Genomic DNA, 13,976 nt, shown 5'->3' with positions numbered 1-13,976 from the left:
TCCCCCATAGCGCCCCACTGATCACTTCAGGCGGCCCGAAAGTGAATGCGTGAAATAGCGGAAGTTGGGTACTGGGGCCACGGAATGCCCGCTGAGAACGCCTGGACGGGAGACTGTAGTGACGACAGCCGGCGTGGTGACCATTGTCGACTTCAACGGATCGGCGGCCCGGCTCGCCGCCGCCTTCAACGCGCGCGGGCTCACCTGCATCCGGGTGCAGAGCAACCCCGAGGCCAAGGCGCCCTCGGCGCAGGCCGAACAGCTGGTCACCGACCGCGTCATCCATCACGGTGACTTCGACGCCACTCTCAAGGCGGTCGCCGCCCACGAGCCGGTCATCGTGATCGCCGGCGGCGAGTCCGGCGTCGAACTGGCCGACCAGCTCAGCGAGGCGCTCGGGCTGCGCACCAACGGCACGGCGCTCAGCTACGCACGGCGTACCAAGGACGCGCAGATCGCAACCGTACGGGCGGCCGGGCTGCCGACCGCCCGGCAGCTGTCGGTGACCAGCGCCGACGAGCTCGCCGACTGGCACCGCCGGCTCGGCGGGCGCGTCGTCGTCAAACCGACCCGCAGCGCCCGCAACGACGGGGTCAGCTTCTGCGACACCCCCGAGGCGGCCGTCGCCGCCTACGAGAGAATCAGACGGAGCGTCAACGTGTACGGGCTGCGCAACGAGGGCGTGGTCGCGCAGGAGTACCTGTCCGGCACGGAGTACATCGTCAATACGGTCAGCTGCGGGGGCACCCACCGGCTCACCGACATGTGGGAGTACAGCAAGATCACGGTCAACGGCATCCCGGACCGGATCAACGGCATGACCTCGGTTCCGGCCGGCGCCTCGGTCTTCGAGGAGCTGCGCACGTATGCCTTCGGCGTGCTCGATGCCCTCGCCATCGGCAACGGGCCCGTGCACCTGGAGCTGATGCTGACCGCGGACGGGCCGCGCATCGTCGAGGCCGGCGCCCGCATGTGCGGCGAGGACGTAGCGCAGTTCGCCGCGCTGGCCACCGGAGAATCCCAGGTCGACCGGACCGTGCAGGCCTACCTGGAACCCGAGCGGTTCCTGGCCGACGCCGGGCAGCCGTACCGGCTCGGCCATCACGCCGCCATGGTCTTCATGGCCTCCCCGGTAGAGGGGACACTGCGCTCCTACCCACTGCTGCCGCTGGTCCACGAGCTGCGCAGCTATCGAGACAGCGCGTTCAAAGTCAACCCCGGAGACATCCTTCGCCGTACGGTCGACGACAGTTCCGAACCGCTCTGGGTCGGCCTGTCCCACCCCGACCGCGCCACCCTTCTGCAAGACTTCATGACCGTGATCTACCTCGACGGATTCGGCTTCTACGATCTCGAGCCCGCGTAATGCCGAGCACGACGGCCGCCGCCCGGTGGCGCACCGATTTCCGCTACATCTGGTCAGGTGAGACGGCCTCCCTGTTCGGCACACAGATCCTGCAGCTGGCCATGCCGCTGACCGCGATCACCTACCTGCACGCCACCCCCGGCCAGCTGGGCGTCCTCGGCGCCGTCACCTACCTGCCGTTCCTGATCCTCGGGCTGCCCGCCGGCGTCTTCGTCGACCGGTGGCGGCGCCGGCCCATCCTGGTCGCCTCCAACCTCGGGCAGATGGCCGGGATCGGCGCCGTGCCGGTCCTGGCCGCGCTCGGGCTGTTGACCTTCCCGCTGCTGCTGACGGCCGCGCTGGTGGCCGGCTTCTTCCGGGTGTTCTTCACCATCGCCTACCGTTCCTATCTGCCCGTGGTGGTCCCGACCGAGCAGCTGACCTACGCCAACTCCCGCCTGACCGCCAGCGAGTCGGCCGCGCAGATCGCCGGGCCCGGACTCGGCGGCCTCCTCATCCAGGCGATCGGCGCCCAGTACGCGCTGGTCGCCGACGCCGTCTCCTACCTGGCGTCCGCGCTGAGCAACGCGGCCGTGCGCCGGCGTGAACCGGTCAAGCCGCGCGACCCGACCCCGGCCCGCACCCTGATCGCCGACGGCTTCCGGTCCACACTCAAGAACCCCTACCTGCGCGCCTTCGCCGGCGAGGCCGCCAGCTACAACCTGTTCTGGCAGGCGGTGCTCACCCTGCTGGCACTGTTCGCGGTCCGCGACCTGGGCATGACACCCGGCACGCTGGGCATCGCGATCTCCATCGGCGCGGTCGGCGCCCTGCTCGGCGCGGTTGCCACCGAGCGGGTCGCCAACCGGGTCGGGCTCGGCCGTACCCTGGTCGCCGCCGTGATCATCGGGGACATCGCGCCGATCGCGGTCCCGTTCACCCCCAGCGGCACCTGGGCGCCGGTCGTACTGGCGGCCGCCTTCTTCATCCAGGGCATCGGCATCACCGGCTGCAACGTGCACACGATGGTCATCCGGCAGACCGTCACCCCCGACCACCTGCGCGGGCGCACCAACGCCACCTACCTGTTCCTGGCCTACGGCATCATCCCCGTCGGCGCGGTGCTCGGCGGCTGGCTCGGCGACACCATCGGCCTGCGCGGCGCCCTCGCGGTCAGCACCATCGGCCTGTTCTGCACCTGCCTGTTCATCATCTTCTCGCCGGCGCGCCGGTTGCGATCCCTGCAACAGCTCGTCGACGCGACACCGCCAGACGCCCGCGAGCAGACGCCCGCGACCTCGCGCTGACGGGCGGCCGTTAGCGGGCTGACCCGCTCACCTGATTCCGGCCGTAGACGACGTTCGCGCGTGGGCGTTGCCGGCTGGTGACTGCCCGGGAAGCGGTGTAACCGGCGCCGACGTGGTGCTGAAATACCTGGCCAGGCCTTCCGGGCACGGTTGCCACGGCGAGCTGCGGACAGTCCTGCCGTTGCTCCTGGCCTGCGGTCGGCGCATCGCGGAGCGGTCCACTCGACGGGGCGGACGGGGGTGATCCGCCGGACGTCAGCGGTTGCTTGCAGGGTGGGCCGGAATTTTGTCTGATTCGGGACCTTCGTCATGAGGCCGGTCCGACCATTGGGGAAAGCGTCGCCGCTGCCGGGCGTTTGCCGATGATGGCTGAGTCGAAAGGTCAGCGGGTGTCGCTGGCGCATACGCGAAGGGCGAGAGGTGGCCGCACGATGGCTCTGATACTGGTCGCGGACGACGACCCCGACGCCTTGGATCTGTTGTGCTTCGCGTTGCAGAGCGCCGGGCATGATGTGATAGCGGCGGGGGATGCCGCTGCGGCGCTGACCGCGGCGGCCGGGCGAGACCTGGACCTGATCGTGACCGACTTCCACATGCCGGGGATGACGGGAGCGCAACTCGTCGAGCGTCATCGGCTGGTATCGAAGGGCTTCGCCGTCCCGGCGATCGTGGTGACTGCCGCGGCCAGGCGGGAGGCCGTGCCGGAGGGCATCTTCGTGCGCTGGGTCGACAAGCCGTTCAGCATCCGGTCCCTTCGAGCAGAAGTCGATCAGGTGCTCGCGGCGGGTCTCACGCCGACTCGCGATTCGTCCGGGTCGAGGCCGGCCTTCCATCAGCAGGAACTGACGCCCCGGTCGGTGCGGCAGCGGCGGTTGTCTCGGCAGTCGTCCCCCGGGCCCGGCCTCGCGCGGCCGAGGTATGACGCGGCCGTCAACCCGCATCGTGCAGGCCGGAGGACCACGCGGACGATCCGTTCCGGCGCCCTGCTGATTGCCGAGATCGATTGCACCTACGAACAGCCGCTTCCGTGGAATGCGCCCGAAGTGCACGTCCTGCTCCACGACGGCCGGGAGTTCACCTGCCAGGTGTCGCGCTGTCCCGGTGATCTGCTGTTCGTCAGAGCCGGTGGCCGGCCGTTACCGGTCGGAACACGGGTGGAGGTCCAGTGGACGCAACAGGATCGTGGCGGATACGCCGCGGGTACCGTCATTGCCCCACCGGAGTCCGAACCGCCGGGCGTGTACATCCGCATCGACGAGTCGGTGACCGGCGTCGAACGGCGTTTCGGCTGTCGGTTGCCGGCCCGGGTGGCGGCACGCGTGCTGTCGCCGTCCGGTCCGGCGCTCACCGGCCATACGACCGATCTCTCCCGCAGCGGTGCCCATATCGTTGCCGATCCGGTCTCTTGCGGCGACGGCCTCCTGACGTTTCTGCCCGATGTGTCGGAGAAGGGAGGGGGTGAACCCATCACGGTCGAGTTGGCGTTGCCGGCCGGTAGCGTCCGCCTCGTGTGCCGGTTGGTCGGCGGTGTGCCGGATACCAGTGGCGTGCGCGTCCGGTTCATGAACGACGACGAGTCCGCGATCGCGCAGATCGAGGCGTTTCTCGATGCTGAACAACGTCGGATCGCGTTGCTGACGTCGTAGGCCGCGCGGTGTGTGGGCGTCCCGGCCCCGCGAACGGCATGGGCACTGGTCACGATCGCGACTCCACCCATGTGCTCATCCTGCGGTCACCGGACGGGCCTGCGCCCCGGGCGAGCAGGCTTCCGGGCGGACGGTCCTGGTGGCCGTCTCCCGGGCGGCGACGGACACCTCCGGCGACGATCTGCGGCAGCCGGTCACCGCCCGCCTGCCCCAGGGCGTTCTGGTCTAGACCGGGCGGTCGAGGCGCAGCACCAGGTGCCGCCGGTCGTCGACCGGGTTGTCCGGCTCCAGTTCGCCCTCGCCCACCCGGGTGAAGCCGGCCTTCTCCAAAGCCCGCCACGACGCCCGGTTCGCCGCCACCACCGGGATGATCACGCACGTCGACCCGGGCAGATCCGTCCAGGTGCGGGCAACGAACGCCGCGATCATCGACGGGCCCCAGCCGCGGCCGACGTCGCCCGCCTCGCCGATCAGGTAGTCGATGCTGACCGCACCCGGCGGCAGCGGGTAGACCGGGGTCATCTCGGCCACATATTCCGGATAGTCGGTCCAGCGGCAGCGCTGCAACAGCCCGGCCGGGCGTCCGTCCAGCGACGCCAGCCAGTCCTGATTCGGCTCCTCGCCGCGCACCGACGGCCCGAAGTCCCGCTCCACCGCCTCGGCGGACCACTCGTGATGCCACCAGCGCGCGACGTGCGGCTGCGCCAGCCAGTGCGCCAGCAGCGGAAAATCGGCGGTGTCCACCCGCCGGAACGACCAGCTCACCACGACCCCACTGTACGGACACCGGTGTGGAGTTCGCATCCGGCACCGGCGGCGAACCGGGGAGGTCCCGTGTCCGGCCGGAGTGTCCGCGGCGCCTTTCTGTCTTCGCACGGCGCCTGGCCCTTCCCGACGCGACAGGCCGCAACGCGGAGCTGCTGAGCGGCGCCGATGTTCGCGCAGCGGGTGCTCGACGACACCTGGGCCGGAACTTCAGACCGGGACCGTTTGCCCGTGGTACTCGGCTGTCCACCGGTCGAGGTCGGCGGCCGGCATCGGGCGCGCGAAGTGATACCCCTGCGCGACGTCGCAGCCCAGCTCGCGCAGCGCGTCGGCGGTCTGCTGGTCCTCGATGCCCTCGGCGACCACGGACAAGCCGAGGTTGTGGCCGAGGCTGATCGCCGTACGCACCAGCATGGAGTCGCCGTGGCTGCCGGTCATCTCCTGCACGAACGATCGGTCGATCTTGAGCTCGTCGACCGGCAGTCGCCGCAGGTACGCCATCGAGGAGTGGCCGGTCCCGAAGTCGTCGATGGACAGCCGGATGCCGCCGGCCCGCAGGGCTTGCAGGACGGTCAGCGCCCGTTCCGGGTCGCTCATCACCATGCTCTCGGTGATCTCCAGTTCGAGGAGTTCGGCGGGCAGGCCGGCCTGGTCGAGCAGGCCCAGCACCTGCCCGGCGAACCCGGGGTCCTGCAGGCAGCGGGTGGACAGGTTGACCGCGACCGGGATCGGCCGCCCGGCCTGCTGCCACGCCTTGGCCTGCTGTACGGCGATGCCCAGCACGTGGGTGGTCAGCGGACGGATGAGACTGGTCGTCTCGGCCATCGGGATGAACGAGTCCGGTGCCATCCGTCCCCGCTGCGGGTGCTGCCAGCGGATCAACGCCTCCACCCCGCTGACCCGCCCGTCCCGCAGGTCGATCTTGGGCTGGTAGTGCAGGCTTATCTGGTCGTCGGACTCGATCGCCCGGCGCAGGTCGCCGAGCAGTTCCAGCCGGCGCGGCGCGCCGGTGTCCCCGGCCGGGTCGTACTCCCCCACGTCGCCGCCGTGCTGTTCGGCCAGGTGCATCGCCGCGTCCGCATGACGCAGGAGCGTCTCTGCGTCGGTGCCGTGCTCGGGGCCGGCCGCCACGCCCGCGTTGACGTCCACGTCGAGGCTGATGCCGTCGAGCAGGTAGCCCGGACGCAGGGCGGCGAGCAGCAGCCCGGCCTGCTCACGAGCCTGGTCGAGATCGTGGCCGGGCAGCAGGACCGCGAAGTCGTCCGCCCCGATACGGGCGACCGTGGCACCGGCCGGCACCGCCGCGGACAACCGGTCGGCGAGGTGGGCGAGGAGCAGGTCGCCGTGGTGCTGGCCCAGAACATCGTTGACATCCTTGAAGTTCTGCACGTCGAGCACCAGCAGGGCGGCCCGCTGCCCATCACGCACGGCGGCGTCGGCCCGCTCAGCGAGCAGGGTCCGGTTCGGCAGCCCGGTGAGCCGGTCGTAGGAGGCCGCCCGGCGTACCGCACGCCGGTAGGTCCAGCTGCTCAGCCCCGAGACCAGCAGCGTGAGCAACGCTCCGGCGAGCAGCGCGAGCGAGCCGAGGCTCAGTCCGTGCGTCCAGCCGAGCCCGAACGCGGGCGCGGACACCGCGAGGTACCAGTCGTTGGCGTTGCCGGCCGTGGCCTGAACCCGCTGGAACGCGACCCGGCGCCCGTCGATGGTCGTCATGCCCTGATCCCGCCCGCTCGACGCGACCCGCGCCAGCGGGTCGTCGTCGCTGATCGCCGTGGTGCGGCTGTCGACCAGGATCCGGCCGGTGCCCGCGTCGACGATTGAGGCGGTGACCCCACCGGATCCGGTGCGCATGCGGAAGCTGTCCAGGGCGATCTCGTAGTGCACGATGCCGGTGTGCCCGGCGGCCTTCACCGTGGTGGAGTTCGAGATGACCGCGTCGTGGGTGTCCTGCGACTCGTACTCGCGGGCCTGGTAGACCTGCCCGGGGGTAAGCGCGAGCGTCGGCGCGAAGAACGCGTTCTCCGCCTCGTCCCGAGACAGGTCAGCCGCCTTCGCCGGCACCCCGTCGACGACCCGGGCGATCTCCGAGCCGTCACCGTCGATGAAGCAGGCCTCGCCGATCCGATCCGGAAAAAGCTCTTCCAGGTACGCGAGAGCGTCGTTGACCTGGTTCAGCAACGGGCCGCCCGCAGCGATCTTCTGCCGGTTGGCGCCCGGCGCCCGGTAGAAATCCGCGAACGCCGGGTTGGCCGCGAGCACCGCGTTGATCGCCCGCGCCCGCTCGAAGTAGTTGTCCAGAGCCTCGACCTGACGCCCCAGCGTCACGCGCAGAGTGTTGTCCTGAGCCGCCACCTGTCGCTGCCGCGCGGTCACCACACTGGCCACCACGCTGAACATCAGTACCAGCAGCCCGAGCGAGAACGCCACCGAACGGGCGCGGCGCGCGACCACAGACCGGCTCACCGGCTCTCCTCTCGCCCCCGCTCGTCGGCAGCACAACACTTCATCGGCCGGGTCGGCCCACCTCTGAGAAGGTCGGCACCCACGCCGGAGCCCTCACGCCCGGCACACCGACCACCTGCGCTTCGACGATGTCCGGGCGGGTGTGGAGGAACTCCTCGGTCTCGCGCTCCCCCGGAAAAGACGTGCGCGGGTGCAGAATGGCCGGTATGCGGGTCGCGGAGGCACCGGCGTGGCTGGCCCTGGGTGAGGACGCGCTGCCGGGCGGCGGCGACTGGCTCACCCCGGCCGAGCGGCAACGGGCTGCCGGCCTGCGGTTCCGCAAGCGGCACGACGAGTTCCTGCTGCGCCGGCTGGTCGCCAAGCACGCCGTCGCGACGGTCCTCGGCCGCCCGCCGGTGCCTGCGACACTGGCCGCCATCGAGGTCGGCAACGCTCCCGGCGGCGCGCCGCTGGTCCGGGTCGACGGGGTCCCGCTCGGCGCCGACCTGTCGCTGACCGACCGGGCCGGCTGGGCGGTCTGCGCGATCGGTCCCGGCATCGGCTGCGACCTGGAACTGGTGGAGCCGCGGACACCGGGCTTCGTGCAGGACTTCCTGACCGCCGCCGAGCAGCGGTGGGTCACCTCGCGCCCGGCCGGGGACGCGCGGGACGCCGCCGCCAACCTCGTCTGGTCGGCCAAGGAGGCGGCGCTCAAGGTGCTGCGGGTCGGTCTGCGCCGGGACACCCGCGACGTCGAGGTCGAGGTGGGCGACCCGGGACCGGACGGCTGGGGTCCGCTGTCGGTGCGCGAGAGCCTCGGCCGTCGTTTCCCTGGCTGGTGGCGGCGATCCGGCCGGTTCCTGCTCACCGTCGCCGGGACGACGGCCGGCCCGCCACCGGTCCTGCTGACCGGCACGGACCGGCTGGCCACGGCGTCACCCCGGCATTCCTGGGCCGGGCGTCCCCTGCGCTGACCGGGCCATCCCTCGTTCCAGGGCATCGATGAGGTACGGCCGAAGCTCCCGCGCCGGGACGATCCGGTCCACCGAGCCGACCCGCTGTGCTCGTTGCACGGTGTGCACCCGGTCGAACTCGTCGGCCACCTCACCCAGTTGCGCCGCCCGGACCGCCTCGGTGATCTCGGCCAGAGCGGTGCGGGACCGGCCGGCGTCGGCGCCGGCGGCGGCCCGCAGCCGCTCGGCCGCCGCGCGGACCCGCGGGTCGGCCTCGGTGCGGCGGCGTACCTCACGGGCGAAGACGGTCGCCGCGGCCGGGGCGCCGCCGATCACCGAGGCGAACGAGCCGGCCACCGCGGCGATCTCCATCTGCTCGTTGAGCCGTTTGGAGAAGACCACGAACGCGCCACCGTGGTAGCGGGAGACGACCACGAAGACGACCGGACCGCGGAAGTTCGTCACCGCCCGGCCGATCTCCGCGCCGTACTCCAGTTGCCGGCGGCGCATCGACTCGGGCGATCCGTCGAAGCCGGAGAGGTTGGCCAGTACCACCAGCGGACGGTTGCCGCCGGCCGCGTTGACCGCCCGGGCGATCTTGCGGGAGGACTGCGGGAACAGGGTGCCCGCCGTCCACGCCGACGGGCCGCCGGCCGGGACGAACCCGCGCCGTGGCACCGGGTGCGACTCGATGCCGAGCAGGCACACCGGGATGCCGCCCAGGTGCGCGTCCCAGACCACGGCGTTCTCCGCGCCACGCCATCGGGCCCAGCGTTCCAGCGGCTCGGCGTCGATGTCGGCGACCGCCCGCAGCACCGAGCGGATGTCGAACGGCTTCTTGCGGTCCGGGTTGTGCTCGGCGGAGAAGATGTCACCGACGGTGTGCAGGTCCGAGCCGGGCAGGCCGGTGTGCGGGGACGCGCACACGTCACGGTCCGGCGGGTCGGTGGTGGGGCGCCGGCGCGGCCAGCGTTCGCCCGGCACGACGTACGTGTGCTCGTAGTGCCGCAGCAGGATCTCGCAGGCGTCGGCGAGACCGGCCGCCCAGTACTGTCCCTGCCCGTTCGGCCCCATGATGCGGTCGAAGCCGCCGATGCCGAAGTTGTCCGAGGCCGACACCCCGCCGGAGAAGTCCAGCGCCTGCTTGCCGGTGAGCACCATGGCCGAGGCCGGGGTCATCACCAGGATGCCGCGGGTGTGCATGAGCATCGTGGCCTCGGCGTTCCAGTACGGCTGGGCGCCCACGTTCACCCCGGTGACCACGATGTTCACCTCACCACCGGCCTGGGTGAACTCGATCAGCCGGCGCAGCACGGCGGCGATCCAGTCCATGTTCTCGGTGCCGCTGTCCATCGCGATCCGCGCGCCCGACGAGAGGGCGAACCACTCCACCGGCAGGCCGAGGCGCTCGGCCAGGTCCAGGGCGGCGATGATGCGCCGGCACTCCGGCTCGGCCAGGTTCCCGAGACCCCGGGTGGGGTCGCCGAGCAGGATCACCCGGGACATCCCCTCCGGCACCGTGGCGGTGTCGTTGGTCAGCACCCCGGTCACCACGTTGGCGGTGTTGGTGCCGTAGGGCCGCGACACCGCCCGGAACTCGCCGTCCTCGCCCAGGTCGTACTCGGTGAAGCGGCCGTGCGGGAAACGGGAGACCGCGCCGACCGGCGGGGTCAGCATGCGAACGATCTCGTACGGGTACGGTGCCGCCAGCCGCCGGGCCCGCAACAACTTCTGCCGGTACGGCGTCAGCGTCCGGACCGGATCCCGGCCCGGTGGCCGCCGCCGCACCGTCACCCCGGCACCGAACCCCTCCACGTGCAGCACGGTGTCCCCACCGCCGGGCAGGTGCACGCGCAGCACCGCCTTGTCCAGCCCGGCTCCCTCGGCCAGCGGGGCCAGCGACCGGGCCAGCCCGCGCCAGGCCACCGTCTCGGGCTCCCACGGCGGCTGGACGTAGAGCACCAGCCGGTTGGCCGCCGCCCGGTCACGGCCGGGCATCCGGGCCAGGGCGGCACGGATGGCGGAAAGCCCGAGCAGGCCCATCAGCTCCAGCCGCGGGTACCGCAGGGCGCCCGCCGCGTCCCGGGCCGGGCTCAGATCGCGTACCTCGGCCAGGGCGAACAGCCGGTGGTCGTCCGGGTTGTCGTGAGCCACCGCGTCGAACAGGTAGACGTCCTCGGCGTCGGTCGGCAGCCGCCGCAGCCGGAAGTTTCCCAGCCGCCACAGTTCGAGCCGGGCCGCGAGCATCGGGTGCAGGTCGCGGAAGCGCGAGTCCTCGATCAGGCCGGTCTCACCCGGCCGGTAGGTGACCCGATGGGTGCGCGGCCCGCTCGTGACCGCGATGTTCAGCCGCCGCGGCAACCGGTCGAAGCCGGCCTGGGCCACCAGTTTGTCGAGTCGGACGGCCATCTCGCCGCTGTCGCCGACCGGCTCGTCGTGCCAGGCGACCACGTCGACCACGGTCGCGGCGGTCAGGTGGCCGGCCAGCGCCCGGGACAGGCCCGGCAACTCGTCCACCGGCAGGAACGCGGTGATCACCGAGGACTGTTCGCCGTCGGCCGCGCAGCTCACCAGGCACAGCTGGTGACCGCCGGCCTCGGCGAAGCGCAGTCCGGTGAGCTGCCCGATCCGGTAGTAGCGGCGGGCGCAGATCTCCAGCAGCACCCGGCGCAGCCGCGAGTCGGTGGTGTCACGCCAGGCCCGCAGCAGGATGCCGTGCAGCGGCTGGGCACAGGCGACGAGACGATCGACGCGGGCGGCGCGATCGGTGCCGTCCGGGTCGGCGCGCAGGGCGTCGAGATCCCGCTGCACCCGGGCGTGTTCCTCGGCGACGGTGGCCGCCAGCAGCGGTTCGTCGACGTAGTGGAACCGGACGTCGCGGGCCAGCCCGGCGACCGGACCGCGGTGCCCGCCGGTGGCAGTGACCAGCCGGTCGAGCCGGGCGCGGGTCTCGTCGTCGGCGAGGCTCAGCAGCTCCCCGCGGTGCCGCAGCCGCCGGTCCAGGATGTTCACCACAACCGGGACGACGTCGTCGATGCGGCGCAGCGAGCGGGACAGCCACAGCACCGCCTCCTCCAGCTCGGGGCTGCGGTCCAGCCCGGTCACGCCGTAGCGGCGTAATGCCGCGGTCAGGCGCTCGCGATACTCGTAGGGCAGCCCGGCCCGGTCGGCGTCGAGCCATTGCAGGTACGACAACAGGTGTTCCTCGCCGCTGGCGGCAGCCGGCTCGTCCTCGTCGGCGCCGCCGTCCCGCGACCGGTACAGCGCCCCGATGTCGGCGAACAGGTCGAGCAGCCCGTCCTCGCAGCGCAGCAGCCCCGGGTCGGCCGGCGGGGACACCTCGCCGAGCCGGCGCTGCCGGGTCATCGTCTCGCGCAGGCCCTCCGGGTCCAGGTCGTAGCCGAGCAGGTAGCCACGCAATGCCCGGTACACCTGCTCGCAGGGTGGCGTGCCCGGCGGCGGGGACGCGGTCAGGCCGGTGAACCCGACCGGGGTGCCGCCGCCGGCCGGGCCACCCTCCGCGGCCCGGATCCGCACGATCGGCGCACCCGCTTCCACCTGGGTGTTCTCGGTCACCTCGACCGCCACCACGGTGCCGCCGAACGGTGCGGCCAGCGTCGACTCCATCTTCATGCTTTCCAGTACGGCCACCGGCTGCCCGGCCGTGACCCGGTCCCCGGCGGCCACCCGCAGCGCCACCACGAACGCCGGGCCGGCGCAGCGCACCACCCCGCCGTCGTCGCGTGACACGGTGTGCGCGACACCGCCGACGTCCACCCGGATCGTGCTGCCCTCCACGGTGACCAGACACCGGTACGTGTGTCCGCCGACCGTCACCCGGTTCTCGAAGCTGTCCTGGCGGGTGACCGTCACGTCGGCCCGCCCGGGCGCACCGGTCACCCGGTAGGTGTCCGGCCCGGTGCGGTAGACGAGCAGGTCGTAGCGCTGCTCGCGGTAGCTGAGCCGGCAGCGGTGCCCGACCCCGGCCGGGGCCTCGGCGCCACCGCGGGCGGCGCGGGCGTGGAACGCGACCCGCTCGTCGGCCTCGTCCCGGTCGTATGCGGTGATCGCCGCGGCCAGCAACGCCACCGGGTCGGCCGGCGGCAGGTGACCGCCGCCGCCGGTGAACCGGTCCAGCCAGTGGTTGTCGAAGCGGCCGGCGTGCACCTCGGGCCGGCCGAGCAGGCCGAGCAGGAACGAGCGGTTGGTGGTGCCGCCCTCGATCACCGCCGTGGTCTGGGTCAGCGCCCGCCGCAGCCGGGCCAGGGCCTCGGCCCGGTCACCGCCCCAGGCGACGATCTTCGCGATCATCGAGTCGAAGTCGGGCGGGATCCGGTCGCCCTCGCGCACGCCGGTGTCGACCCGGATGCCGGTGCCGGTGGGCAGAACCAGCCGGGTCAGCCGACCGGGGGCCGGGGCGAAGTCGTTCTCCGGGTCCTCGGCACACAGCCGCGCTTCGACCGCGTGCCCGCGCACCGGTGGCGGCGCGCCGGTCAGCCGGCCCCCGGCGGCCACGTGCAGCTGCAGTTTCACCAGGTCCAGACCGGTGGTCTGCTCGGTGACCGGATGTTCCACCTGCAGCCGGGTGTTGACCTCCAGGAACAGGAACTGGCGGGTGGCCGGGTCGACCAGGAACTCGACGGTGCCCGCCCCGTGGTAGCCGGCGGCCGACGCGACCCGGACGGCGGCGTCCCGGACCGCACGTTCGAGCGCCGCGTCGAGCACGGTGGACGCTGATTCCTCGATCACTTTCTGGTGGTGGCGCTGCAGGGTGCAGTCGCGGACGCCGACTGCCCAGGTGGTGCCGTGCTGGTCGGCGATCACCTGCACCTCGACGTGCCGGGCGGCCGGTACCAGCCGCTCCAGGAACACCGTCGGGTCACCGAAGGCGAGCGCGGCCTCGCCCCGGGCGGCGCTGAACGCGGTGGCCAGCTCGGCGTCGGCATGGATCACCCGGATGCCGCGGCCGCCGCCACCGGCCGACGCCTTGAGCACGACCGAGTAGCCGAGCCGGACGGCGTGCACCCGGGCCTGTTCCAGGTCCTCGACCGGCTCGCCGCTCCAGGGCACCACCGGCACGCCGGCGCTCTGCGCCAGTCGTTTCGCCGCGACCTTGTCCCCGAGCAGCCGGATCGTCGCGCTCGACGGGCCGACGAAGATGATGCCGGCCTCCTCGCAGCGCCGGGCGAACGAGGCCCGCTCGGCCAGGAATCCCCAGCCCACCCAGACCGCGTCGGCGCGGGTGGCGCGCAGAGCGGCCAGCACCGCCTCCTCGTCCAGGTAGGCCGACTGCCGCCGGCCGGTGACCGGGTCGAGGACGGTGGCCGGGCCGAGCCCGGCCGACTCGTCGGCCTCGCGGACGAACCACGCCCGGGCGTCCGGGTCGGTGGCGAGTGCGATCGTGGTGATGTGCGGCCGGTCGCCGGCCTGGTTCAGCTCCTGCACGGCGGTCAGCGCGCGTACGGCTGCCTCGCCCCGGTTCGCGATGGCAAGCCGGCGGATCGTCCTGGGCATCACC

At 72.2% G+C, this 13,976-nt stretch carries 7 protein-coding genes; 4 read left to right on the top strand and 3 right to left on the bottom strand.

Features of this window, described 5'->3' with window-relative positions; translation table 11 throughout:
• The first annotated feature begins 118 nt into the window (after positions 1-118).
• The 3 genes from ACH442_RS35035 (at position 119) to ACH442_RS35025 (ending at position 4,298) form a co-directional block, all read left to right on the top strand.
• Positions 119-1,366: an ATP-grasp domain-containing protein gene (locus tag ACH442_RS35035; RefSeq protein WP_396342357.1), complete on the top strand. Its 1,248-nt coding sequence runs from the start codon at positions 119-121 to the stop codon at positions 1,364-1,366.
• Complete coding sequence (locus tag ACH442_RS35030) at positions 1,366-2,652, top strand: MFS transporter (protein ID WP_396342356.1); 1,287 nt, start codon at positions 1,366-1,368, stop codon at positions 2,650-2,652. The genes ACH442_RS35035 and ACH442_RS35030 overlap by 1 nt, the downstream gene beginning before the upstream one ends.
• 431 nt (positions 2,653-3,083) lie before the next feature.
• Positions 3,084-4,298, top strand: coding sequence for a response regulator (locus ACH442_RS35025; RefSeq protein WP_396342355.1), 1,215 nt, complete (start codon positions 3,084-3,086; stop codon positions 4,296-4,298).
• A gap of 225 nt (positions 4,299-4,523) precedes the next feature.
• Here the strand turns inward: ACH442_RS35025 and ACH442_RS35020 are convergent, their stop codons facing one another.
• Together ACH442_RS35020 and ACH442_RS35015 are read right to left on the bottom strand one after the other, a co-directional pair.
• A complete protein-coding gene (locus ACH442_RS35020) occupies positions 4,524-5,066 on the bottom strand; it encodes a GNAT family N-acetyltransferase (RefSeq protein ID WP_396342354.1) in 543 nt (180 codons plus the stop codon).
• Positions 5,067-5,273: 207 nt separating this feature from the next.
• The gene (locus ACH442_RS35015) at positions 5,274-7,526 is read right to left on the bottom strand and encodes a putative bifunctional diguanylate cyclase/phosphodiesterase (RefSeq protein ID WP_396342353.1); all 2,253 of its coding nucleotides are present in this window, start codon (positions 7,524-7,526) and stop codon (positions 5,274-5,276) included.
• A 206-nt stretch (positions 7,527-7,732) separates the two neighbouring features.
• Here ACH442_RS35015 and ACH442_RS35010 point away from each other — a divergent pair, with 206 nt between their 5' ends.
• Positions 7,733-8,479, top strand: a complete 747-nt coding sequence (locus ACH442_RS35010) for a 4'-phosphopantetheinyl transferase family protein (RefSeq protein ID WP_396342352.1) — start codon at positions 7,733-7,735, stop codon at positions 8,477-8,479.
• Here ACH442_RS35010 and ACH442_RS35005 read toward each other — a convergent pair.
• Positions 8,441-13,972, bottom strand: coding sequence for a carboxyl transferase domain-containing protein (locus tag ACH442_RS35005; protein WP_396342351.1), 5,532 nt, complete (start codon positions 13,970-13,972; stop codon positions 8,441-8,443). The genes ACH442_RS35010 and ACH442_RS35005 overlap by 39 nt on opposite strands.
• Between the last annotated feature and the right edge of the window lie 4 nt (positions 13,973-13,976).

This window comes from Actinoplanes sp. NPDC020271 (assembly GCF_044388125.1).
In the GTDB taxonomy this organism is placed as follows: domain Bacteria; phylum Actinomycetota; class Actinomycetes; order Mycobacteriales; family Micromonosporaceae; genus Actinoplanes.
Note: the sequence above shows the minus strand (reverse complement) of the source record. Positions and strands in the feature narration are given on the sequence as shown.